Consider the following 21,967-nt stretch of genomic DNA (forward strand, 5'->3'; position numbering starts at 1 on the left):
GCCCGATCCGGGGGCCTTCGGACATCGTCGCGCGCCCCCACCCCACGACCCGCGTACGACCCATCCGGGACCAGCCCGGACAAACCCTCCCGTTGTGGCTATGCACTCGATCACAGCCTCCTGTTCTGTAGCTCTTCACCCCACCGCGGACGCCGGATTCGCACTAACGTCGCCGGCATGACAGTGACCCCCGACCGGCCCACGCCGAACGCCGCTGCCGCTCCCGCCGGACCCACCATCATCGACCGCTTCGTCGCGGCCAACCGCGAGTACGCGGTGACCTTCCAGGACGGCGGCATGGACGCCCGCCCGGTGCAGAAGATCGCCGTGGTGGCCTGCATGGACGCCCGCCTCGACCTGTTCGCGGCGCTCGGCCTCGAACTGGGCGACGCGCACGTCATCCGCAACGCCGGCGGCGTCGTCACCGACGACACCATCCGGTCCCTGACCATCAGCCAGCGCGCCCTTGGCACCCGCTCGATCGCGCTCATCCACCACACCGGCTGCGGCCTGCTCGGGCTCACCGAGGACTTCCGCCGCGAGCTGGAGCTGGAGGTCGGCCAGCGCCCGCAGTGGGCGGTGGAGGCCTTCGTCGACCTGGACGGCGACGTCCGCCAGTCCATGCAGCGCGTGCGCACCTCGCCCTTCCTGCTGCACACGGACGACGTCCGCGGCTTCGTCTTCGACGTCCACACCGGCCTGCTGCGCGAGATCCGGTAGGCGGTCTCCGGCCCCGCCCCCCGCCCCACCGGCATTCGGGGTCGGCCGAATGGTGACTTCTGGCCATCGCGCGGGGGAGAATGCGGCTGCCGGTCGGACCCCGAACCACCTGGGGCGACCGGGCCGCAGGCCGCCTCCCCGACGCCGGATCCGCCATCGGAACCGTCCCCGGGACGGCCGCGTCAAGCATGGGGTGGGGTCCGGCCTCGGGACGGGGCGGGCACAGGGTGCCAGGGAGCGTAAACGGGTGACGAGCTACAACGATCAGGCCGGTCTCGGTGGTCCTGCGGGGGGCGAGCAGAGGGCGAACGGGTACCAGCAGGTCGGGCTCCCCGAGCTCGCCGCGGTCGTGGACCGGATCCGCACCAACATCGAGAGCGTGATCGAGGGCAAGCCGGAGGCCATCCGGATCGCCCTGACCGTGCTGCTCGCCGAGGGCCACCTGCTGCTGGAGGACGTACCCGGCGTCGGCAAGACCATGCTGGCCAAGGCGCTCGCCCGCTCGGTCGACTGCACCGTGCGCCGCATCCAGTTCACGCCCGACCTGCTGCCCTCGGACGTCACCGGCACCAACATCTACGACCAGCAGCGGCACGACTTCGAGTTCCGCCCGGGCGCGATCTTCGCCCAGATCGTGGTCGGCGACGAGATCAACCGCGCCTCGCCCAAGACCCAGTCCGCGCTGCTGGAGTCCATGGAGGAGCGCCAGGTCACCATCGACGGCACCAGCTACGAGCTGCCCTCGCCGTTCATGGTCGTGGCCACCCAGAACCCGGTCGAGATGGAGGGCACCTACCCCCTCCCGGAGGCCCAGCGCGACCGCTTCATGGCCCGGATCTCGATCGGCTACCCCAGCCCCGAGGCCGAGCTCGCGATGCTGGACGTGCACTCCGGCGCCAGCCCGCTGGAGGACCTCCAGCCGGTCGCGCACGCCGCCGACATCCTCAAGCTGGTCGACCTGGTCCGCACCGTGCACATCGCCGACCCGGTCCGCCGCTACGCCGTCGACCTGGTCGGCGCCACCCGCACCAGCCACGAGCTGCGCCTGGGCGCCTCGCCGCGCGCCACCCTGCACCTGGTCCGGGCCGCCCGCGCCGCCGCCGCGCTGGACGGGCGCGACTACGTCACCCCGGACGACGTCCAGCGCCTCGCCGTCCCGGTGCTCGCGCACCGCCTGATGCCGACCGCCGAGACCCAGCTCAGCCGCCGCACCTCCGAGCAGATCGTGACCGACCTGGTCGCCCGGCTGCCGCTGCCTCGCCCGCAGGGCGGCCCGGCCGTCCGGAGGGGCTGAGGTGGTCCAGTCCGACTCGGCGTCAGGGCTGCGGGCCGGCTTCCACGGCCTCACCACCCGGGGCCGGTCCTTCCTCGCCGCCGGGCTCACCGCGGTGGTCTGCGCCTACCTGCTCGACCAGGACGCGCTGCTGCGGGTCGGCGTGCTGCTCGCCGCGCTCCCGCTGGTCGCCGTGGTGGTTGTCGCCAACACCCGGTACCGGGTCGCCAGCGGCCGCCGGCTCAGCCCGCGCCGGGCGATCGCCGGCCAGGAGGCCCGGGTCCACCTGCGGCTCGACAACGTCTCCCGGGTGCCCACCGGCCTGCTGCTCCTGGAGGACAAGGTCCCGTACGTGCTCGGGCCGCGCCCGCGCTTCGTGCTGGACCGGGTCGAGCCGCGCGGCCACCGCGAGGTCTCCTACCGGGTCCGCTCCGACCTGCGCGGGCGCTACCCGCTCGGGCCGCTGCAGCTGCGGCTGTCCGACCCGTTCGGGATGTGCGAGGTGACCCGTGCCTTCACCGCCTCCGACGTCCTCACCGTCGTCCCCCAGGTCCAGGCCCTGCCGTTCGTCCGGCTCAGCGGCGAGTGGCTCGGCCAGGGCGAAAGCCACAGCCGCACCCTCGCGCTGGCCGGCGACGACGACGTGATCCTGCGCGAGTACCGGCCCGGCGACGACCTGCGCCGGGTGCACTGGCGCTCCACCGCCAAGTACGGCGAGCTGATGGTGCGCCGCGAGGAGCAGCCGCAGCGGGCCCGGGCCACCGTCCTGCTGGACACCCGCGAGATCGGCCACCGGGGCAGCGGCCCCGCCTCCTCCTTCGAGTGGGCGGTCAGCTGCGCCGCCTCGGTCGCCACGCACCTGCTGGAGCGCGGCTACCAGACCCAGCTGCTCACCGACACCGGCCTCTCGGTGCCCGGGCCCGGCGCGGGCGGCCACAACAACGCCGCCGACACCTCCGGGCTGATCCTGGACGCCCTCGCGGTCGCCGACCTGTCCGACGGCGGCACGCTCTCCCGCGCCGAGGAGCCGCTGCGCACCGGCGGCGAGGGCCTGCTGGTCGCCGTCCTCGGCGAGCTGGACGACACGCAGACCGCCCGGCTGGGCCGTCTGCGCAGCCGTACCGGCGGGGCGATCGCCTTCCTGCTGGACACCGGCACCTGGGCCGGCCTGCGGATGCTCGCCCCGAACACCGGCGGCGACGAGGTCCGGGCCCGGGTCCGGCAGCTGCGCGAGGCCGGCTGGACGGTCATTCCGGTGCGCGCCGGCGACTCCGTACCGGACCTGTGGCGGGCCGCCGAAGGCGCCAAGACGACCGCCCCCAACCGAGAAGAGGCCGGCGCGTGACCACCCGGGCCAAACTGACCGTCTACGCGGCGCTGGCCACCGCCCTCGCCTCGTTCTGCCTGCTCCCGCTGCTGACCTCGCGCAGCTGGCTCACCCACGCCGTCCTGGTGATCACCGTCGTCGCCGGGGTCGGCGCCGGCCTGCGCCGCTCCCCGCTGTACCGCTGGACGGTGCCGGTCGGGCAGCTGCTGGTGCTGCTCCTGCTGGTGGTCATCGGCTTCGCCGGGAGTGCGCTGCCCGGGCCGTCCTCGCTGCGGGTCCTGGACCAGGTCTTCTCCACCGGTCTGGACGACATCCAGCAGTACGCGATCCCGGCGCCGCCCACCGCCGGCCTGCGGCTGATCCTGGTCTCGGCGGTCGGCCTGATCGCCGTCGTGGTGGACAACGTCGCGGTGACCTACCGGCACTCGGCCCTGGCCGGGCTGCCGTTGCTGGCCCTCTACTCGATCGGCAACGGCCTGTCCGGGGACCACGGCAGCTGGCTCTGGTTCGCGGCCGCCGCGGCCGGCTACCTGCTGCTGCTCTTCGCCGAGGGCCAGGACCGGGTCTCCCGCTGGGGCCGGGTCTTCCGCGGCACCGCCCGCGGCACCGTGAGCTCCTCCAAGGTCAGCCCGGGCGGCCGACAGGTCGGCGTCCTGGCGCTGGCCGTGGCGATACTGCTCCCGGTCGTCCTCCCGCACTGGGACGCCGGGCTGCTGCACTCCGGCTCCGGCGGAAGCTCCGGCAAGGGCACCGGCGGGAGCGTGGCGACCAGCCTCGACCCGCTGGTCAGCCTGGAGTCCGCGATCACCAAGCCCACCGACGCCGAGCTGCTCAGCTACACCATGGACAGCGAGCTGGCCGACCAGATCTACCTGCGGACCGGCTCGCTGGACCAGTTCGACGGCACCAGCTGGCGGCTCGGCAGCACCACGGTCAACGACCTCCCGGCATCGCTGCCCGCCCCCGAGGGCCTGCGCAACGCCAACGTCCCCCGGGTCGAGGCAGACTTCCAGATCAGCGACCGGCTGGAGAGCAGCTGGCTGCCGCTGCCCTACCCGGCCGCCGCCGTCCAGGTCCCCAACCGCGGGGACTGGAAGCTCGACCCGCTGACCCGCACCGTCATCCCGAGCAACGACAAGGCGATCCGCGGGCTGCGCTACCACGCCAGTGCCCTGGACCTGCGGCCCACCGCCAACGAGCTGCGCCTGGCGCCCATCGCGCCGCAGGACATCCGGGACCACTACACCGTCGTCCCGTCCGACCTGCCGGGCGTGGTCGCCGACCAGGCCCGGTCGATCACCGGCGGCGCGCAGAACGACTACGACCGGGCGATGGCCCTGGTGAACTGGTTCACCGGCCCGGACTTCAAGTACGACACCTCGGTCAGCGCGGGCACCGGCAGCAACGCCATCGCGGTCTTCCTGCGCGACCGCCGGGGCTTCTGCGTGCACTTCGCCTCCACCATGGCGGCGATGGCCCGGGTGCTGAAGATCCCGGCCCGGGTCGCCGTCGGGTTCACCCCCGGCGACAACAAGGGCGGCAACGTCTACTCGGTGAGCGGCCGGATGTACCACGCCTGGCCCGAGCTGTACTTCGCGGGCTACGGCTGGCTGCGCTTCGAGCCGACCCCGAGCCGCGGCATCGCGACGCACTACAACGAGACGTCCGGCGCCGCGACCACCGCGCCGACCCAGCACGCGACCACCGCCCCGCAGACCGCGTCGGCCGCCCCGGCGCCGTCCGCCGCCTCGGACTGCACCGCCAAGCAGCGCCAGCTGGGCGACTGCGGGCCGAAGGGCAGGACCGCCGCCAAGACCGCCGAAGAATCCTGGCTGCTGTCCGGGCAGGTGCTCGGCACCCTCGCCGCGGTGGTGGCGGTGATCGCACTGCTGCTCGTCCCGATGCTCTGGCGCACGGCCGTACGCCGTCGCCGGCTCGGCGGCGGCGGGCGGCGCCGCCCCGGCGGGACCGGGTCCGCGGAGCTGACCGACGCCCAGGTGCTGGCCGCCTGGGACGAGCTGGTCGACTCCGCCTGGGACCTCGGAATTCCCCCGGACGAGTCACGCACCCCGCGCTCGGCCGCACGACGGATCACCGAGAAGGCGGACCTGGACGCGGACTCGGCGGCCGCCGCCGGCTGGCTGGCGCTGGCCACCGAGCGGGTGCTGTACGCCCCGCCCGGCCAGACCACCGCGGCACCGCTGGCCGCCGACGTCCACACGGCCCGGCGTGGCCTGCAGGCGAGCGTCGGACGGGCCGGGCGGACCAGGGCGCTGCTGCTGCCGCCGTCCTCGGCGCAGCTGTGGTGGCGGACCTCCGACGCGGTGCGGGCGGCCCGGGCGGCCGTCGGCACCCGGGCGGCCCGGACGGGCGAGGCGGCCACCGCCCCGCTCCGGCGGGTCTTCACCCGGCGGCCCAGGCCGGACGCCGCCCCGTCGGACACTCAGGAGTCCTGAGCTCCGGGCCGGACACGGCAGACGCCGGGGGCGGGCAGTCGATCGACTGCCCGCCCCCGGCGTCTTAGGTCTCGGTCGCGCCGTACGGCCCGACGGCTCAGAAGCCGCCGGTCTGCTCGTCCCGACGGCGCTGCCAGCGCTGCTCGACCCGATCCATCATCCCGGCCTTGCGGCGCGGGGCGGCGGCCTGGCGGGGCCCGGAGCCCTGGGTCGCGGGCCCGCGGCGCCAGCCCGTCACGGCGAACACCGCGCACCCGAGCATGACCAGGAAGCCCACGACGCTGACCCAGATCTGATCCGGTACGACCATGCCGCCCATCAAGAGGCCGATCCCCACCACGAATCCGGCGATGGCCAGGTAGACCCGCCGACGGGTGTAAGTGCGCAGCCCGGTTCCCTCAAGCGCCGACGCGAATTTGGGATCTTCGGCATACAGCGCTCGCTCCATCTGGTCGAGCAGTCGCTGCTCGTGCTCCGAGAGCGGCACGGAGTCCTCCTACTCGTCGGTCGCGGGTGCGACCGGTCCGCCCACCCCGGTCGGGGAGGCAAGTCCAATCAGCCTTGGGGCACACGGTCGGACGCCTGTGCGGGGGACCCGGCCCGTGTCGTCCATATGCCCCACGCATCCGGCTGTCATGCTTTCCGGCTTTACCCAGATCATACGGTCCGTAGGCCCGTTACGGAGTGGTCTGCGCCGCGTGGGACGGGCCACTTCGACCGGGCACGGCCGCACCCGTGCCAACGCGCCACGCCCCGGACAAGTGCCCGACCCGATGGAATCGGTCCGGACCTGGGGAGCTCCGCCGCCGGAGCGCGGAAACCGGCCGGACAGCCGGGCCGGACAACCGGCGGGCGACCGGAACGCGAACCGCCGCCGTACGGTGCGCGAACCGTACGGCGGCGGTAGGTCTCGCGAAGGCTTCGCGAAGGCCGCGAAGGCCCGGTGACGGACGGCTCAGGCCAGGGTGGCCAGCAGGTGCAGCTGGGTCGCCACGGCGTGGAAGGCGGGCTGCTCGGCGGCGGCCTCCTCCAGCTTCAGCAACGCCTCCAGCGCGCCCGGCTCGGTGTCCACCAGCACCCCGGGGACCAGGTCGGCGAAGACCCGGACGCCGTGCACCGACTCCACCCGCAGGCCCGCGGCCTCGGCCAGCCGACCCAGCTCCTCGCCGGTGAAGCGGCGCGGCATCGGGTCCTGCTCGCCCCAGCGGCCGTCGGTCGCGGAGAGCACCGTCCGAGCCTCGTTGAAGTGGCCGGCCAGCGCGCGGGCCAGCACGGCGCCGTTGCGGTTGGCGGCCAGCAGGCTGACCAGGCCGCCCTTGCGCAGGGTGCCGGCCAGGCTGCCCAGCGCCTCCGCCGGGTCGTCCACGACCTCGAGCACACCGTGGCAGAGCACGGCGTCCACGGTGCCGGGGGTGACCAGCTCGGGCAGCGTCTGGGTGTCGCCCTGGACGGCGCGCACCAGGTCCGTCACGCCGGCCTCGGCGGCCCGGCGCTCCAGGGCGAACAGCGCGTCCGGGCTCGGGTCGACCACGGTCACCCGGTGGCCGAGCTTGGCCACCGGCACGGCGAAGTTACCGGTGCCGCCGCCGGTGTCGACCACGTCGAGCACCGGCTGGTCCAGCTCGGCCGCCCGCTTCTCCAGGGCTGCCCGCACCACCTCCCACACCACGGCGGTACGCAGGGCACTGCGGGGACGCGTCGGGTACAAGGTGGGACTCCTTGGCACGTGCAGTTCGATCAGGATGCCTCCACCTTAAGCCTGCCGGGTGCTCAAGCCCGCCGGGTGCTCAAGCCCGCCGGGCGTTCATGCCCGCCGGGCGCGCGGGCCGTCCACCCCCGGCCGCTCGTCGCCGTCCAGCGGCAGCCGCGGCGCGGGCGGGACCACCCGCAGGCCCAGCAGCCGCGCGACCAGACGCAGGAACAGGGCGGTGTTGCGGATCAGGTCGTCGGCGTCGCGGGCCGACGCGGCGCCCCGGATCCCGGCCTCCGCGGCGGCCCGTCGGCGGGCGCCGGCGCCGTAGTAGAGCGCCCATTCGGCGAGCTCCGGGGCCACCTCGGGCAGCACCTCCCAGGCGCTACGGATGGCCTTGCGCCGCCGCGGGTTCTTCTCCGGGCGGCCGCGCACGGCCAGGACAGCCGCCACCGTGCGCAGCGCGGCCAGGTGGGCGGTGGCGTAGCGCTCGAGCGGGTCTTCCAAGGCGCGGGCCCGGGCGAGGGTGCGGTGGGCGTCGGCGAGCAGGTCGAGGGCGGCCGGCGGCGCGGCGGTCCGGCGCGGCACGGGGTGGACGTCCCGGCCCGCGGGGCGTGCGCCCGACGGGCCCGGGGTGACGGGGAGGGCGGCGGAGTGGAGGCGGGCGGTGACGGGCTCAGGGTGGCTGATGGTCATGGTCTCCCCCGTTCCGAGGCAGCGCGCGGACCGGGTGGTCCGTGCTCCTCCATCGTGAACGGCACCACTGACAATCCGTCCGCTCCGGCGCCTGGCCCCGGACACGCGGATCGGCGGCGGGCGCGGACCCTCCCCCGGTCCGCGCCGCCGCCGTCTTCCGTCGCTCCGCCGTTCCCCCCGTGGGCGGCGGTGGCGAACTTCCCCCGTGGCCGGTCTCCCCCCGGCCCGCTCCGCCGCCCCGTGCCGGCGGTGCGGGGACCGTGACCAGCCCCGTCGCGGATCTCCCCCGTCGTCCCCCTGGCCATCACGGCCGGAGGGTTGGACGGATCCGCCACCCGGGTGGAGCGGCGCCCGACGCGCCGTTCCTCCCGGGTGCCACTACTCTCCCGTCTCCGCAGGTCGCAGGCCATCCGCTCACGTACTCAACCGCGGATCTGAGTATCCGTACTCAGTCCCCCCGCGCCGGAACCGACGCACGTCCGCACGGCGTCCCGGGTCCCGGTACGGTACGGCGGGGCCGACCGGAACCGGCCCGGGTTCACGAGGAGGGGGAGGCCATGACGATCCTGCCGCTGATCTTCACCAGCGGACTGGCCAGCGGAATCAACGCCTATGCGGTGGTGCTGCTGCTCGGGCTGCTGGGCCGGTTCGCCGACGCGCAGTCGGTGCCGCACGCGCTGGAGCGCACGGACGTGCTGATCGCGGCCGCCGTGCTGTTCGCGATGGAGGCGGTGGCCGACAAGATCCCGTACGTGGACAGCGTCTGGGACGTCGTGCACACCGTGATCCGGCCGATCGCCGGGGCCACCGTGGGCGTGCTGATCGCGAGCAACGACCCCGGCTCGCTGAGCGAGGTCGCGGCCGGTGTGATGGGCGGGACCACGGCGCTGGTCAGCCACCTGGTGAAGGCCTCGCTGCGGATGGCGGTCAACACCTCTCCCGAGCCGGCCAGCAACATCGTGGTCAGCATGGCGGAGGACCTCTCGGTGGCCGGCCTGGTCACCCTGGCGATCTTCCACCCCTGGCTGGCCGCGTCGATCGCCGCCGTGGTCCTGGCCGTCGGCCTGCTGCTGGTCTGGCTGGCGATCAGCAAGATCCGCGCCTTCCGGGCCCGCCGCCGCGAGCGCAAGGCCGCCCGGGCCGTGGGGAGCGCGTACGCCGGGCAGCCGGGGGCCTGACCGGCGGGCCCGAAGCCGGGCCCCAGGGGCTGTCTTCGAACTCCCGTCGTCCGCCCGGAGGGCGGGCGGGGCGGCGTTGGGGTGCGTGCATCGCAAGGCGGAGGAGGAAGTCCATGCGGTGGGGGCACCTCCCGGCCGCCAGGCTGGGGGACATCGGCGACCGACGACAACGCAGCGAGGTGCGTTTGTGCCCTGGGGGTACCTCCCGGCCGAAGGCTGGAGGAGCGTCGCCCCGCAGACGGGAGTTCGAAGACGGGCCCTAGGATCGGGTGCCATGGCACGGATCGTCATCATCGGCGCAGGAATGAGCGGGCTCGCGGCGGCCTCCCGGCTGGCGACCCTCGGCCACCGGGTGACGGTCTGCGAAGCGAGCGGCACGTACGGGGGCATGGTCGGCCGCTACGAGCGCGACGGCTTCGCCTTCGACACCGGGCCGGGGCTGCTCGCGCTCCCCGCCGTCTACCGCGACCTCGCGCTGAAGACCGGCAAGGAGCCGCTGGAACAGCTGGTCGAGCTGGCCCCGGTCGATCCGGAGAGCCGGCACCTGTTCCCCGACGGCACCGCCGTCGCCCTGCCCAACGCCTCCCGCGGCGGCGTCAGCCAGGCCCTGGACGCGGCCTTCGGGGCCGGCTCGGGCGCCCGCTGGAGTGCGGTGATGAACCACGGCCGGACGGTCTGGGAGGCCACCCGCCGCCCGCTGCTGGAGGAGCCGCTCCCGGCCGACCGGGCGTTCCTGGGCACCGACCCGTACCCCGTCCCGCCGCGCACCGGCCTGGCCCGGCTGCGCCGCGCCGTCCCGTGGACCCTGCACGACGTGGCGGCGCGCCAACTGGACGGCCACCCCGGCCTGACCGCCCTGCTGTTCGAGTCCGCGGTCCGGTACGGCTTCGCCCCGGGCCTGGCCCCCGCCGGGGCCACCGTGCTGCCGTACATGGAGCAGTCCTTCGGCGTCTGGTACGTCCGGGGCGGCCTGCGCGCCCTGGCGGAGGCGGTGTACCGGCGCTGCGAGCTGCGCAGGGTCGACTTCCGCTTCGCCACGCCCGTCACCCGGGTCGTGGTGGAGGACGGCCGGGCGCGCGGCGTCGAGACGGCGGACGGCCGGATCGACGCGGATCTGGTGCTCTCGGCGATGGACTCCGACGCGCTGTTCGGCCACGGCCTGGCCGAGTGGCCGGGGAAGCCCGCCGAGGCGTGGACGCCGTCCGGGGCGCCCGCCCGGTTCGGCGTGCTGCTCGCGCTGCGCGGCCCCCGACCGGAGGGCACCGCGCACCGCACGGTGGTGCACGCGGCCGACCTCGCCGCCGAGGAGCGGGCCCTGACCGGCCTGGCCCCGCTCTGCGAGCGCCCCACCGTGCAGGTGCTGCGCCCGGACGACCCCGCGCTGCGCCCCGACGACGCGCACGAGAGCGTGGTGCTGACCGCGACCGTCCCGGCCCAGGGCGTCGTCGACTGGACCGCCCCCGGTGTCGCCGAGCGCTACGCCGACCGGCTGCTCGCCCACGTCGACGCGGCCGGCCTGGGCCTGCGCGAGCGGGTGCTGTGGCGGGTCGTGCGCACCCCGGAGGACACCCGCCGGGAGACCGGCGCCCCGGGCGGCTCGGTCGCCCTGCCCGTCCTCGCCGGAACCGACGGCGACTGGCTGAAGACCGCCAACGAGTCCCCCGTCCCCGGCCTGTACCTCATCGGCGGCACCGCCCACCCCGGCGGCGGGCTCGCCCGCGTCGGCATGTCGGCCTGCATCGCCGCCAACCTGGTGGGCCCGGCGTAAGCGCGCCCCGGACAAGGCGAAAGGGGGCCGATATCGGCCCCCTTTCGCCTTGTCCGGTCGCGTCAGCCCTGGTGCCAGGTGTTCTGCTGCTGGTAGCCGTAGTTCTGGTCGTAGACCGGCTGCGGCGGGATGCCCTGGGTCTGCGGGTCGGGCTGGGGCTGCCACTGCTGCTGGTGCTGCTGCTGGGCGTTCGGGTCCCAGGCCTGCTGGTGCTGCTGGTAGCCCGCGTACTGGTCCTGCTGCGGCATCTGCTGCTGGCTCTGCTGCTGCGGGTAGGCGCCGTACGGGTCCTGCTGCTGCGGGATCTGCTGCGGGTCCTGCTGCTGCGGGTAGGCGCCGTAGGACTGGTCGTAGGCGAAGGCGGGCTGCTGCTGGGTCTGCCACTGCTGCTGGTCGTAGCCGCCCTGGTAGGCGGTGGCGTACGGGTCCTGGGCCTGCTGCTGCGGCTGCTGCTCGTAGTACGCGGGGGCGTAGATGCCGTCCTGGGCGAGCTCCTGCATCGCGAAGGCGGCGGTCTGCTCGACCTCCGGCAGCTCCTCGGGCACCGGCTGGACGGCCGGGGGCTCCTCGACGGCGCTGACCTCGCCGATCCGCTCCTTGGCGACCGCGACGGCCGCCACCGCGGCCCCGCCGCCGGTGAGGGCGCTGAGCAGCGGCACCTTGGCGAGCGGGCCCGGCAAGCTGCCGTCGGCCTTCCGCAGGGACCAGCCGTCCCGGTAGCCGCGCTTGACCGAGAGCGTCACGAAGGTCTGGCCGACCGCGAACAGCACCGCGCCGGCCCCGATCACCACGACCGACCCGAGGCTCATCCCGGCGGCCACGCCCAGGAAGCCGACCAGGGCCAGGGCCCGCCAGTGCAACGGCGCCCGGTTCTGCAGCAGCACCTCGGCGACCAGCCAGAGCGCCACCACCGCCAACGCGGCGTACAGCAGCAGGTATCCGATGCCCATCCGCCCGCTACCTCCAGTCGCGTGCCCGCGCGTCCACGCCGCGCGTGTCCGGCGACTGTACCGGTTCAACGGCCGGGGTACCGCATTGCGTTCCCACCGCACCCGGAACCGGCCGCACACGACCGAGCCCGTCCCCGTCGGAACGGTGACGGACTCGTGAACACCCGACGTCAGCACGGCAGTCGGGCAGGACCACGCGCAGGCGGCGGGCTGCGGCTCAGCGCTTGTGCAGCCCCAGGTTCTGGTAGATCTCCAGCGTCGCCGTCGAGTGGTTCAGCGTGATGAAGTGCAGACCGGGCGCACCCTCGGCCAGGAGCCGTTCGGCCATCGCCGTGGCGTGCTCCATGCCGACGGCCCGCAGCGCCGCCGGGTCGTCGATGGCCGCCCGCAGGCGGGCCTCCAGGTCGGCGGGGAAGGGCGAGCCGCTGAGCTGCGGGAAACGCTCCAGCTGCTTGGCGTTGGTGACCGGCATGATCTCCGGGATGATCGGCGTCTCGCAGCCGGCGGCGGTCACCCGGTCGCGCAGCCGCAGGTAGTCGTCCACCTCGAAGAACATCTGGGTGATCGCGTAGTCGGCCCCGGAGCGGATCTTCGCCACGAAGTGCCGGATGTCGTCGTCCCAGTTGCTCGAACGCGGGTGCATGTTCGGCGAAGCCGCGACGCCGACGCAGAAGTCGCCGATGCCCTTGATCAGCTCCACCAGCTCGTACGCGTAGGTGACGCCCTCGGGGTGGCTGACCCACTCGCCCAGCGGGTCGCCCGGCGGGTCACCCCGGACGGCGAGGACGTTCCGCACGCCCTGGTCGGCGTACTGGCCGATGATGTTGCGCAGCTCCGCGATCGAGTGGTCGACGGCGGTCAGGTGGGCGACCGGGGTCAGCGTGGTCTCGGTGGCGATCCGGCCGACCATGTTGACCGTGCGCTCGCGCGAGGAGCCGCCCGCGCCGTACGTCATGCAGACGAAGTTCGGGTCGAGCGGTTCGAGTCGACGGATGGCGTCCCAGAGCTTCTGCTCACCGACCTCGGTGCGCGGCGGCATGAACTCGAAGGAGAAGGAGCGCTTGCCGGCCGCCAGGAGTTCGCGGACGGTCAGTGCGCGATCCGTTCTCGTGGAAGCGATACCGAGTGCCATGCTGGCAGGCTATCCGCCCCTCATGGAGGCCGGACAACCCGATTCCACGGATTGAGACAATTAGTGGACGGCATTCCGGTTGACCCCGCAGGGCCGCTCGCACGCCCGTTCCCAGCCGCCCAGCTACGCTTGCTGCACCCCAGAGAACCAGCGGAGCCCCATCGTGACCTCGTCCAGCACCCGGCCGGCCAACCCCATTGACGTGGAGGACGTCCGCACACGCGTCAACGCCGCGCTCGCCGCGTTCATGGACGGCCAGTCCGCGCTGCTCGGCAAGATCTCGCCCCAGCTGGTCCCCGCGTCCGACGCGCTGCGCGACTTCCTGCTCGACGGCGGCAAGCGGCTGCGCCCGGCCTTCTGCTACTGGGGTTGGCGGGCCGCCGGCGGCCCGGCCAGCCCGGGGGGCGACGGGGGCGACGGGGGCGACGGGGGCGACGGGATCGCCAACGCGGCCGCCGCCCTGGAACTGCTCCAGGCGAGTGCCCTGGTGCACGACGACCTGATGGACCGCAGCGACACCCGCCGCGGCCTGCCCTCGATCCACCGCCGCTTCGAGGCACTGCACCGCGACAGCGGCTGGCGCGGGGACCGCGAGCAGTACGGCGCCTCGGCCGCGGTGCTGCTCGGCGACCTGCTGCTGATCTGGTGCGACGAGCTGTTCCTGCGGTCCGGCCTGGAGCCGGCCGCCGTGCTGGCCGCCAAGCCGGTGTTCGACCTGATGCGCACCGAGGTCATGCTCGGCCAGTACCTGGACGTGCTGGAGCCGGTGGCCGGCGACTCGACGGACGAGGGCGCGCTGGACCGGGCGCAGACGGTGCTGCACTACAAGTCCGCGAAGTACACGATCGAACGCCCGCTGCAGGTCGGAGCACTGCTGGCCGGGGCCGGACCCGAGCTGGTCGAGGCCCTCGGGGCGTTCGGGCTGCCACTGGGCGAGGCCTTCCAGCTGCGGGACGACCTGCTCGGCGTCTTCGGGGACCCGGCGGTCACCGGAAAGCCGGCCGGGGACGACCTGCGCGAGGGCAAGCGCACCCTGCTGGTCGCGCACGCGATGCGCGGCCTGCCCACCGCCGACGCCCGGCACCTGGACGAGCGGCTCGGCGCGCCGGACCTGGCACCCGAGGAGGTTGCCGGGCTGCGCGAACTGGTCGCCCACAGCGGCGCGCCCGAGCTGGTGGAGCACCGGATCGAGGAGCTGATGCGGCAGTCGCTGGCCGCGCTGCAGGCGGCCCCGCTGGTGGACGAACGGGCCCGCGGGGTGCTGCTGGCACTGGCCGAGGCCGCCACCATCCGCAAGTACTGAAGACGTGGCCGAGGCCGCAACCGTCCGCAAGTACTGAGAAAGTGGCCGAGACCGCCACCGTCCGCGAGTACTGGCGGACGGCGACGGCCTCAAAGGCGGTCCTCGGCGGCGGTCAGAGCGCCGCGCGCACCCGGCGGGACAGCTCGGCGGCGGCCGCCCGCGGGTCCTCTGCGGCGGTGATGGCCCGGACCACGACGATCCGGCGGGCACCGGCGGCCAGCACCTCGTCCAGGTTGCCGAGGTCGATCCCGCCGATGGCGAACCACGGCCGGTCGGTGGCCTGCTTCGCCGCGTACGAGACCAGGCCGATGCCCGGCGCCGGGCGGCCCGGCTTGGTCGGGGTCGGCCAGACCGGGCCGGTGCAGAAGTAGTCCACCCCGGGTTCGGCGACCGCCGCGTCCACCTCGGACTCGGCGTGGCAGGACCGGCCGATCAGGACGTCCTCGCCGAGGATCGCCCGGGCGGCCGGCACCGGCAGGTCGTCCTGGCCGAGGTGCAGCACGTCCGGCCGGGCCGCGTGGGCGACGTCGGCGCGGTCGTTGACGGACAGCAGCTTGCCGTGCCGACGGCAGGCGTCGGCGAAGACCTCCAGGGCCGCCAGCTCCTGCTTGGCCTCCAGGCCCTTGTCACGCAGCTGGACGATGTCCACCCCGCCCGCCAGCGCCGCGTCGAGGAACTCGGCGAGGTCGCCCTGCTCGCGGCGGGCGTCGGTGCACAGGTAGAGGCGCGCGTCCGCCAGGCGGGCGCGCGGCGTGTCCGCCGCCATCAGATCAGCATCGCCTGGGCGCGGCGCTTGACCTCGGTGCCGCGGTTCTCCCGCAGTGCCTGGATCGGGCTGCCGGGCAGCGACGGGTCCTCGGTGAAGAGCCACTCCAGGATCTCCACGTCGTTGTACCCGCAGTCGCGCAGCACGGTCAGGGTGCCGGACAGGTGCTTGACCAGCCCCTGGCCGTCGATGAACGCCGCAGGGACCTGCAGCGACTTGTTCGGGCCCCGCCGGACGGCGATCAGGCCGCCGCTGCGGACCAGGTCGCGCACCTCGGTGACGCGCACCCCCCACTGCTCGGAGATGTCGGGGAGGTACATCCACTCGGCGACCAGGGCTTCAATCTTGCTTTCGATCTCACTCACGCCACCAGACTGCCACCTCCGCGGCCCGCCGCGCACCAGCCGCTACCCGGCGACCGCCGACTTCAGCGGAACCGAGGGGTCCGCCGCGCGGGCCGGGTCCAGCGCCGTACCGCGTTCGATCAGCTTCCGGCCCTGGGTGAGGTCGCGCGGCCGGTCCACGGTCAGCAGCGCGCTCGGCACCCCGTCGCGCAGCCAGAGCACCGCCCAGGAGCCGTCCTGCGGACTGCCCCGCCACAGCGGCTCGTCGCCCTCGGCGTGCCGGCCCACGTACTGGACCATCCGCCCGAACTGCTCCGACCAGAAGTACGGCACCGGGTCGTACGGCGGCGCGTCCGCACCGAGGACGGCGGCGGCCGCCGCCTCGCCGGACTGCAGCGCGTGGTCCCAGTGCTGGACGGCCAGCCGGCCGCCGGCCCGGGCCGAGGGGTAGCTGACGCAGTCCCCGGCCGCGAAGACACCGGGCAGGCTGGTGCGCAGCCTCGCGTCCACCACGATGGCGCCGGTCCCGTCCAGTTCGACGCCGGAGCCAGCCAGCCACTCGGTCGCGGGCCGGGCGCCGATGCCGACCACCACCTCGTCGGCGGGCAGGTGCGAGCCGTCCGCCAGCAGCACCGCGCCGGGCTCGACGGCGGCCACGCCGACCCCGCAGCGCAGGTCGACGCCGGCCTCGGCGTACCAGGCGGCCATCGCCGAGCCGATCGCGGTCGGCAGCGCGCCGGGCAGCGGCGCCGGGCCCGCCTCGACCACGGTCACCTCGCAGCCCGCCTCGCGGGCGGCGGTGGACACCTCGGCGCCGATCCAGCCCGCGCCGACCAGCACCAGCCGCAGGCCGGGGCGCAGCAGCGCGCGCAGCGCCAGCGCGTCGTCCAGGGTGTGCAGCAGGTGGGCCCGCTCGGCGCCGGGCAGGGCGCGCGGGACGGCGCCGGTGGCGATCACCAGCGAGCCGTACGGGAGGTCGCCGGCGTCGGTGTGCAGCACGCCGGGGGTGAGGCCGGTGGCCCGGCGCCCGGTGCGGACCTCGATGCCGAGGTGCGCGTAGTCGATGTCCAGGGTGGTGCTGTCGCTCTTGCCGAGCAGCACGTCCTTGGAGAGCGGTGGCCGGTCGTACGGCGCGTGCGGCTCCTCGCCGACCAGCGTGATCCGCCCCCGCCAACCGCCCTGCCGCAGCTTCAGGGCGCACTGCGCCCCGGCCAGCCCGGCCCCGACGACGACCACCTGATCCGTCCCGCTCAGCTCTGCCACGCCCGTCACTGTACTCAGCGCGACGCCACCGCTTCCGGGCCGTCCACCCTTCGTTCAGGCGCGGCCTCGCGCCGAGCGGCCCCCTTCCGCCTCCCCCGGTCCACCCTTCGTCCGGCCCTTCGGCCGGGCCGGGCCCCGGCGTTATGGTGGGGACACCATCACGGGAGCCCGGCGAACCGGGCTGAGAGGCGGGCTGGCACGGCCTGCGACCGTCCGAACCTGATCCGGGTCATACCGGCGAAGGGAGAAGAGCAGCTTTGACACGCATGCCATCAGGCGCCCCACCCGACGTCCTGGTGATCGGCGGGGGCATCATCGGCCTCGCCGTCGCCTGGCGGGCGGCGCAGCGCGGGCTGCGGACCGTCGTGGTCGACCCCACCCCCGGCGGCGGGGCGGGCAAGGTCGCGGCCGGGATGCTCGCCCCGGTCACCGAGCTCCAGTACGGCGAGGAGCCGCTGCTGCGCCTCGGCATGGCCTCCAACGAGCGGTACGCGGACTTCGTCGCCGAACTCACGGAGGCGAGCGGCGGCCAGGACACCGGCTACCGCCAGTGCGGCACGATCGCCGTCGCGCTGGACTCCGACGACCGCGAGGAACTGCGCGAACTGCACGCATTCCACCGGCGGCTGGGCCTGGACTCGACCTGGCTGACCGGCCGGGAGGCCCGCAGGCTGGAGCCGATGCTCGCCCCCGGGGTGCGCGGCGGCCTGCACGTCGCGGACGACCACCAGGTGGACGGCCGGCGGATGCTCACCGCGCTGCTGTCGGCCGGGGAGCGCGCCGGCGTCGTCGTCCGGGCCGCCGAGGCGGTTGAGCTGCTGGTCGAGGGCGGCCGCGCGGTCGGCGCCCGCCTGAGCACGCACGAGACCGTGACCGCCGACCAGGTCGTGCTCGCCGCCGGCCCGCACAGCCACCGGCTGGCCGGTCTGCCCGAGGGCGTGCTGCCCGCGATCCGCCCGGTGAAGGGACAGGTGCTGCGCCTGCGGGTCCCCGACGCCTACCGGCCGTTCCTCTCCCGCAACGTCCGCGCCGTGGTGCGCGGCCGGCACATCTACCTGGTACCGCGGGAGAACGGCGAGCTGGTGATCGGCGCGACCACCGAGGAGCAGGGCTACGACACCACGGTCACCGCCGGCGGGGTGTACGAACTCCTGCGCGACGCGCACGAGTTGGTCCCGGGTCTCACCGAACTCCCGCTCGCCGAGACCTCGGCCGGTCTGCGCCCGGGCTCGCCCGACAACGCGCCGCTGCTCGGCCCGACGTCACTGCCCGGGCTGGTCGCCGCCACCGGCCACTACCGCAACGGCGTGCTGCTCACCCCGGTGACCGCCGACCTGCTCTCCGAGTACCTGGCCACCGGCGAACTCCCCGAACTGGCACAGCCGTTCACCCCCACCCGGTTCTCCCCCACCCCCGCTCGCCCCACCACGAAGGCCCTGGCATGACCGAGATCGCACCGAACGAAACCGGCCCGAACGAGATCGCACCGAACGAAACCGGCCCGGACGAGATCGCACTGACCGTCAACGGCAAGCCCCGCGAGGTGCCCGCCGCGACGACCCTCGCCGAGGTGGTGGCCACCGTCAGCCGGGCCAACTCCGGCGTCGCCGCCGCCCTCAACGAGGCCGTGGTGCCCCGCAGTTCGTGGTCCGAGACGCCGCTGACCGCGGGCGACCGGGTCGAGATCCTCACCGCCGTGCAGGGAGGCTGAGATGGCCGACGACCTGCTGACCATCGCCGGGACGAGCTTCTCCTCCCGGCTGATCATGGGCACCGGCGGCGCGCCGAGCCTGGAGGTGCTGGAGCGTGCGCTGCTCGCCTCCGGCACCGAGCTGACCACCGTCGCGATGCGCCGGGTCGACGCGGGCACCCAGGGCTCCGTCCTGGACGTGCTGACCCGCAACGGCATCCGCGTGCTGCCCAACACGGCCGGCTGCTTCACCGCCGGCGAGGCCGTGCTGACCGCCCGGCTGGCCCGCGAGGCGCTCGGCACCGACTGGGTGAAGCTGGAGGTGATCGCCGACGAGCGGACCCTCCTGCCGGACCCGATCGAGCTGCTGGACGCCGCCGAGACCCTGGTCGACGACGGCTTCACGGTGCTGCCGTACACCAACGACGACCCGGTGCTGGCCCGCAAGCTGGAGGACGTCGGCTGCGCCGCGATCATGCCGCTGGGCTCGCCGATCGGCTCCGGTCTCGGCATCCGCAACCCGCACAACTTCCAGTTGATCGTGGAGAGTGCGGGCGTCCCGGTGATCCTGGACGCGGGCGCCGGCACCGCCTCCGACGTCGCGCTGGCGATGGAGCTGGGCTGCGCCGCGGTGATGCTGGCCTCCGCGGTGACCCGGGCTCAGGACCCGGTGCTGATGGCCGAGGCGATGCGGCACGGCGCCGAGGCGGGCCGGCTCGCCCACCGGGCGGGGCGCATCCCGCGCCGCTTCCACGCCGAGGCCTCCTCCGCGATGGCCGGCCGGGCCGACCTGGACACCCGGGAGCGGCCTGCCTTCTGAAGCACCGGCGTGTCACAAGCCGGGCACAGCCGGGCCCCGGGGCGGCGTCCTCCGGGTCCGGCCGCCCGGCCCGGCACTAGACTCGCCGGGTGGACATGGCACTGCACGACCCGCTGATCGGCGCCCTGCTCGACAACCGGTACCGGGTCGAGCAGCGCATCGCGACCGGCGGGATGTCCACCGTCTACAAGGGCACCGACACCCGACTGGACCGGGTGGTCGCCCTCAAGGTGATGCACCCCGCGCTGGCCGGGGACGAGGCCTTCACCAGCCGCTTCATCCGCGAGGCCAAGGCGGTCGCCAAGCTCACCCACCCCAATGTGGTCAACGTCTTCGACCAGGGCGCGGACGGCGGAAACGTTTTCCTCGCCATGGAGTACGTGCCCGGCCGCACCCTGCGCGACCTGCTGCGCGACCGCGGCGCGCTCTCCGTCCGGGCCGCGCTGGACGTCCTGGAGCCGGTGCTCGCCGCCCTCGGCGCCGCCCACCGGGCCGGGCTCGTCCACCGCGACGTCAAGCCGGAGAACGTGCTGATCACCGAGAGCGGCCTGGTCAAGGTCGCCGACTTCGGCCTGGTCCGGGTGCTCGGCGCCGCCGACGGCGCGCCCACCTCGACCAGCACCGCCACCGGTGGCACGGTCCTGGGCACCGTCTCCTACCTGGCCCCCGAGCAGATCCTCCCGGACGCCCCCACCGACCAGCGGGTCGACGTCTACGCGGCCGGCATCCTGCTCTACGAGATGCTCACCGGCCGCCGCCCGCACACCGGCGACAACCCCGTCCAGGTCATGTACAAGCACCTGCACGAGAACGTCCCCGCCCCCTCCCTGGTCGCCCCGGCGGTCGGCCCGGAGCTGGACGCCATAGTGGCCGGCGCCTGCGCCCGGGTCGCCGACGCCCGCCCGTACGATGCGGTCGAGCTGCTCGCCGCGCTCCAGCGGGTCCGCCGCACCCTCACCCCGGCCGAGCTGGACGCCGAGCCGCCGGCCTCCACCCGGCCGAGCCCGCGCTATCCGACCAGCGAGCCGACCTCGGTGATCCAGCCGCTGCCGCGGCCCGCCGACGCCCCGCCGCCGGAGCGCACCAGCGTGCTGGACGTGCCGCCGGAGCTGATGGACCAGCTGCTCACCGAGCCGCGCCCGTACGACGAGCCGGCCCCGTCGCGCGAGCGCCGGCCCGGCCTGCTGCGCCGGATCCCCCGCAAGGCGCTGATCTGGGCCTCCGTGCTGACCGCGCTGGTGCTGGCGGTCGGCGGTGCCACCTACGGGCTGTCCGAGGGGCTGTACGGCTCGGTGCCCGGGGTGCTCGGCAAGGACCGGGCCGAGGCGCAGCGAATCCTGGACAAGGAGGGTCTGCACGGCAAGTTCGTCGAGGCGTTCAGCGAGTCCGTCCCGTCCGGACAGGTGATCTCCACCGACCCCGGGGTGGGCGCGCGCACCCGCCGGAGCGACAGCATCACCGTCACCGTCTCCAAGGGGCCCAAGCGGGTCGCGGTGCCGGACCTCGTCGGCAAGAGCGCCGCCGACGCCGCCGCGGCCCTGGCCGGCGCCCAGCTGTCCAAGGGCAGCGTGACCGAGACGTACGACGACAACGTCCCGGAGGGCTCGGTGATCAGCAGCTCGCCGGCGGCCGGGCAGCAGCTGCAGGAGAACGCCGTGGTCTCGCTGGTGGTCAGCAAGGGCATGGTGCCGGTCCCGAACGTCACCGGGCTGACCAAGGACGAGGCGCAGAAGGCGCTGCAGGCAGCGGGCTTCACGATGCAGACCACCGGCTGGGACGTGTTCGGCGCGGTCAAGGTGAACGGCCAGTCCCCGGCGGCCGGGGAGCGGCGGCCGCAGCACAGTGCGGTGACGGTCCGCTTCTCGCTCTTCTAGGCACCCTGCCCCGGCCGTTGCGGCCGTTGCGGCCGGGCTCAGCGCAGCGGGCCCTCGCCCGGCTCCTCCTGGTAGGAGTAGCGCTGCTCGCCCCAGGGGTCGGCGAGGTTGTGGTAGCCGCGTTCCTCCCAGAAGCCTCGCCGGTCGGCCCGCATGTACTCCACCGCGCGGACCCACTTGGGGCCCTTCCAGGCGTAGAGCTGCGGCACCACGAGCCGAACCGGGAAGCCGTGCTCGGCGGTCAGCGCCTCGCCGTTGCGGTGGGTGGCGAGCAGGGTGCGCGGGTCGGCGAAGTCGGCGAGCCGCAGGTTGGCGCTGTAGCCGTACTCGGCCCAGACCATCACATGGGTGACGCCGGGCGCCGGGGGCACCAGGTCGAGCACGGCGGCGGCCGACACGCCCGTCCACTCGTTGCCGAGCACGGAGAACTTGGTCACGCAGTGCAGGTCCGCGACGACGGTGGTGCGCGGCAGGGCGTTGAAGCCCTCGAAGTCCCAGCTGTGCTTCTCCGCCGAGGCGGTGGCGCCGAACACCTGGAGGTCCCAGGTCAGCGGCTTGAAGCGGGGTACCGGCCCGTAGTGCAGGGCGGGCCAGCCGCGCTGTTCGCGCTGGCCCGGGGGGAGCCTCGGGTCAGACGGCGGCAGCGGTTCGTGTTTGGACTGACCCATGGATCCATGGTGACAGACGGCGGACGGACGACGACGCGCGCCCCTTGGC

General features: G+C 74.3%; 20 protein-coding genes and 1 riboswitch. Of the genes, 11 read left to right on the forward strand and 9 right to left on the reverse strand.

Going from position 1 to position 21,967, the window contains the following annotated elements:
• Positions 1-177 precede the first annotated feature (177 nt).
• The 4 genes from ACIBEC_RS07365 to ACIBEC_RS07380 all read left to right on the forward strand — a co-directional run bounded on the left by ACIBEC_RS07365 (position 178) and on the right by ACIBEC_RS07380 (position 5,776).
• On the forward strand, positions 178-720 hold the full coding sequence (locus ACIBEC_RS07365) for a carbonic anhydrase (protein ID WP_360505359.1): 543 nt from the start codon (positions 178-180) through the stop codon (positions 718-720).
• 349 nt (positions 721-1,069) lie between these two features.
• Complete coding sequence (locus ACIBEC_RS07370) at positions 1,070-2,014, forward strand: MoxR family ATPase (RefSeq protein ID WP_360505465.1); 945 nt, start codon at positions 1,070-1,072, stop codon at positions 2,012-2,014.
• Position 2,015: 1 nt separating this feature from the next.
• The gene (locus ACIBEC_RS07375; RefSeq protein WP_360505357.1) at positions 2,016-3,338 is read left to right on the forward strand and encodes a DUF58 domain-containing protein; all 1,323 of its coding nucleotides are present in this window, start codon (positions 2,016-2,018) and stop codon (positions 3,336-3,338) included.
• Positions 3,335-5,776, forward strand: coding sequence for a DUF3488 and transglutaminase-like domain-containing protein (locus ACIBEC_RS07380; protein WP_360505355.1), 2,442 nt, complete (start codon positions 3,335-3,337; stop codon positions 5,774-5,776). Before ACIBEC_RS07375 ends, ACIBEC_RS07380 begins: the two co-directional genes overlap by 4 nt.
• A 97-nt stretch (positions 5,777-5,873) precedes the next feature.
• On the opposite strand, the gene ACIBEC_RS07385 is transcribed toward ACIBEC_RS07380, so the two are convergent.
• The 3 genes from ACIBEC_RS07385 to ACIBEC_RS07395 form a co-directional block, all read right to left on the reverse strand.
• The gene (locus ACIBEC_RS07385; protein WP_360492347.1) at positions 5,874-6,263 is read right to left on the reverse strand and encodes a DUF3040 domain-containing protein; all 390 of its coding nucleotides are present in this window, start codon (positions 6,261-6,263) and stop codon (positions 5,874-5,876) included.
• A gap of 468 nt (positions 6,264-6,731) precedes the next feature.
• Positions 6,732-7,484: a methyltransferase domain-containing protein gene (locus ACIBEC_RS07390; protein WP_360492350.1), complete on the reverse strand. Its 753-nt coding sequence runs from the start codon at positions 7,482-7,484 to the stop codon at positions 6,732-6,734.
• A gap of 96 nt (positions 7,485-7,580) precedes the next feature.
• Entirely contained in the window at positions 7,581-8,156 is a 576-nt protein-coding gene (locus ACIBEC_RS07395) for an SAV_6107 family HEPN domain-containing protein (RefSeq protein WP_396287814.1), read from the reverse strand.
• A gap of 563 nt (positions 8,157-8,719) precedes the next feature.
• Between ACIBEC_RS07395 and ACIBEC_RS07400 the strand changes: the two genes are divergently transcribed.
• Both ACIBEC_RS07400 and ACIBEC_RS07405 read left to right on the forward strand, forming a co-directional pair.
• Entirely contained in the window at positions 8,720-9,340 is a 621-nt protein-coding gene (locus ACIBEC_RS07400; RefSeq protein ID WP_360492355.1) for a DUF4126 domain-containing protein, read from the forward strand.
• A 274-nt stretch (positions 9,341-9,614) separates the two neighbouring features.
• Positions 9,615-11,108, forward strand: a complete 1,494-nt coding sequence (locus tag ACIBEC_RS07405; protein ID WP_360492358.1) for an NAD(P)/FAD-dependent oxidoreductase — start codon at positions 9,615-9,617, stop codon at positions 11,106-11,108.
• 62 nt (positions 11,109-11,170) lie between these two features.
• Here ACIBEC_RS07405 and ACIBEC_RS07410 read toward each other — a convergent pair whose 3' ends face one another.
• Both ACIBEC_RS07410 and metF read right to left on the reverse strand, forming a co-directional pair.
• Entirely contained in the window at positions 11,171-12,058 is an 888-nt protein-coding gene (locus tag ACIBEC_RS07410; protein WP_360492361.1) for a hypothetical protein, read from the reverse strand.
• A gap of 217 nt (positions 12,059-12,275) precedes the next feature.
• Complete coding sequence (metF, locus tag ACIBEC_RS07415; protein ID WP_360492364.1) at positions 12,276-13,190, reverse strand: methylenetetrahydrofolate reductase [NAD(P)H]; 915 nt, start codon at positions 13,188-13,190, stop codon at positions 12,276-12,278.
• Positions 13,191-13,353: 163 nt separating this feature from the next.
• Between metF and ACIBEC_RS07420 the strand changes: the two genes are divergently transcribed.
• On the forward strand, positions 13,354-14,493 hold the full coding sequence (locus ACIBEC_RS07420; protein WP_360492367.1) for a polyprenyl synthetase family protein: 1,140 nt from the start codon (positions 13,354-13,356) through the stop codon (positions 14,491-14,493).
• A gap of 112 nt (positions 14,494-14,605) precedes the next feature.
• Here ACIBEC_RS07420 and thiE read toward each other — a convergent pair whose 3' ends face one another.
• The 3 genes from thiE to ACIBEC_RS07435 are packed head-to-tail and all read right to left on the reverse strand — an operon-like array spanning position 14,606 to position 16,875.
• Complete coding sequence (gene thiE / locus ACIBEC_RS07425; protein WP_360492370.1) at positions 14,606-15,259, reverse strand: thiamine phosphate synthase; 654 nt, start codon at positions 15,257-15,259, stop codon at positions 14,606-14,608.
• Positions 15,259-15,624, reverse strand: coding sequence for an Rv2175c family DNA-binding protein (locus tag ACIBEC_RS07430; protein ID WP_360492372.1), 366 nt, complete (start codon positions 15,622-15,624; stop codon positions 15,259-15,261). Before ACIBEC_RS07430 ends, thiE begins: the two co-directional genes overlap by 1 nt.
• Positions 15,625-15,666: 42 nt before the next feature.
• Entirely contained in the window at positions 15,667-16,875 is a 1,209-nt protein-coding gene (locus tag ACIBEC_RS07435) for an FAD-dependent oxidoreductase (RefSeq protein WP_360492375.1), read from the reverse strand.
• A gap of 141 nt (positions 16,876-17,016) precedes the next feature.
• A riboswitch (TPP riboswitch) is annotated at positions 17,017-17,129 on the forward strand.
• Positions 17,130-17,132: 3 nt separating this feature from the next.
• Here ACIBEC_RS07435 and thiO point away from each other — a divergent pair.
• The 4 genes from thiO (at position 17,133) to pknB (ending at position 21,250) form a co-directional block, all read left to right on the forward strand.
• Positions 17,133-18,311 (forward strand): glycine oxidase ThiO, encoded by a 1,179-nt coding sequence (gene thiO, locus ACIBEC_RS07440; protein WP_360492378.1) that lies wholly within the window; start codon positions 17,133-17,135, stop codon positions 18,309-18,311.
• A 65-nt stretch (positions 18,312-18,376) separates the two neighbouring features.
• On the forward strand, positions 18,377-18,577 hold the full coding sequence (gene thiS / locus ACIBEC_RS07445) for a sulfur carrier protein ThiS (protein WP_360493009.1): 201 nt from the start codon (positions 18,377-18,379) through the stop codon (positions 18,575-18,577).
• Position 18,578: 1 nt separating this feature from the next.
• Positions 18,579-19,376, forward strand: coding sequence for a thiazole synthase (locus tag ACIBEC_RS07450; RefSeq protein ID WP_360492381.1), 798 nt, complete (start codon positions 18,579-18,581; stop codon positions 19,374-19,376).
• 95 nt (positions 19,377-19,471) lie between these two features.
• On the forward strand, positions 19,472-21,250 hold the full coding sequence (gene pknB, locus ACIBEC_RS07455; RefSeq protein ID WP_360493012.1) for a Stk1 family PASTA domain-containing Ser/Thr kinase: 1,779 nt from the start codon (positions 19,472-19,474) through the stop codon (positions 21,248-21,250).
• A 38-nt stretch (positions 21,251-21,288) separates the two neighbouring features.
• On the opposite strand, the gene ACIBEC_RS07460 is transcribed toward pknB, so the two are convergent.
• On the reverse strand, positions 21,289-21,918 hold the full coding sequence (locus ACIBEC_RS07460; RefSeq protein WP_360492384.1) for a sulfite oxidase-like oxidoreductase: 630 nt from the start codon (positions 21,916-21,918) through the stop codon (positions 21,289-21,291).
• Positions 21,919-21,967: the final 49 nt, after the last annotated feature.

The organism is Kitasatospora sp. NPDC051164, assembly GCF_044455625.1.
Lineage (GTDB): Bacteria > Actinomycetota > Actinomycetes > Streptomycetales > Streptomycetaceae > Kitasatospora.

What these genes read in the sequence shown, in the direction of transcription:
- ACIBEC_RS07365 (WP_360505359.1), top strand. Translation starts at nt 178, where the DNA reads ATGACAGTGACCCCCGACCGGCCCACGCCGAACGCCGCTGCCGCTCCC.
- ACIBEC_RS07400 (WP_360492355.1), top strand. Translation starts at nt 8,720, where the DNA reads ATGACGATCCTGCCGCTGATCTTCACCAGCGGACTGGCCAGCGGAATC.
- ACIBEC_RS07405 (WP_360492358.1), top strand. Translation starts at nt 9,615, where the DNA reads ATGGCACGGATCGTCATCATCGGCGCAGGAATGAGCGGGCTCGCGGCG.
- ACIBEC_RS07410 (WP_360492361.1), bottom strand. Translation starts at nt 12,058, where the DNA reads ATGGGCATCGGATACCTGCTGCTGTACGCCGCGTTGGCGGTGGTGGCG.
- metF (WP_360492364.1), bottom strand. Translation starts at nt 13,190, where the DNA reads ATGGCACTCGGTATCGCTTCCACGAGAACGGATCGCGCACTGACCGTC.
- thiE (WP_360492370.1), bottom strand. Translation starts at nt 15,259, where the DNA reads ATGGCGGCGGACACGCCGCGCGCCCGCCTGGCGGACGCGCGCCTCTAC.
- thiO (WP_360492378.1), top strand. Translation starts at nt 17,133, where the DNA reads ATGCCATCAGGCGCCCCACCCGACGTCCTGGTGATCGGCGGGGGCATC.
- ACIBEC_RS07450 (WP_360492381.1), top strand. Translation starts at nt 18,579, where the DNA reads ATGGCCGACGACCTGCTGACCATCGCCGGGACGAGCTTCTCCTCCCGG.
- pknB (WP_360493012.1), top strand. Translation starts at nt 19,472, where the DNA reads ATGGCACTGCACGACCCGCTGATCGGCGCCCTGCTCGACAACCGGTAC.
- ACIBEC_RS07460 (WP_360492384.1), bottom strand. Translation starts at nt 21,918, where the DNA reads ATGGGTCAGTCCAAACACGAACCGCTGCCGCCGTCTGACCCGAGGCTC.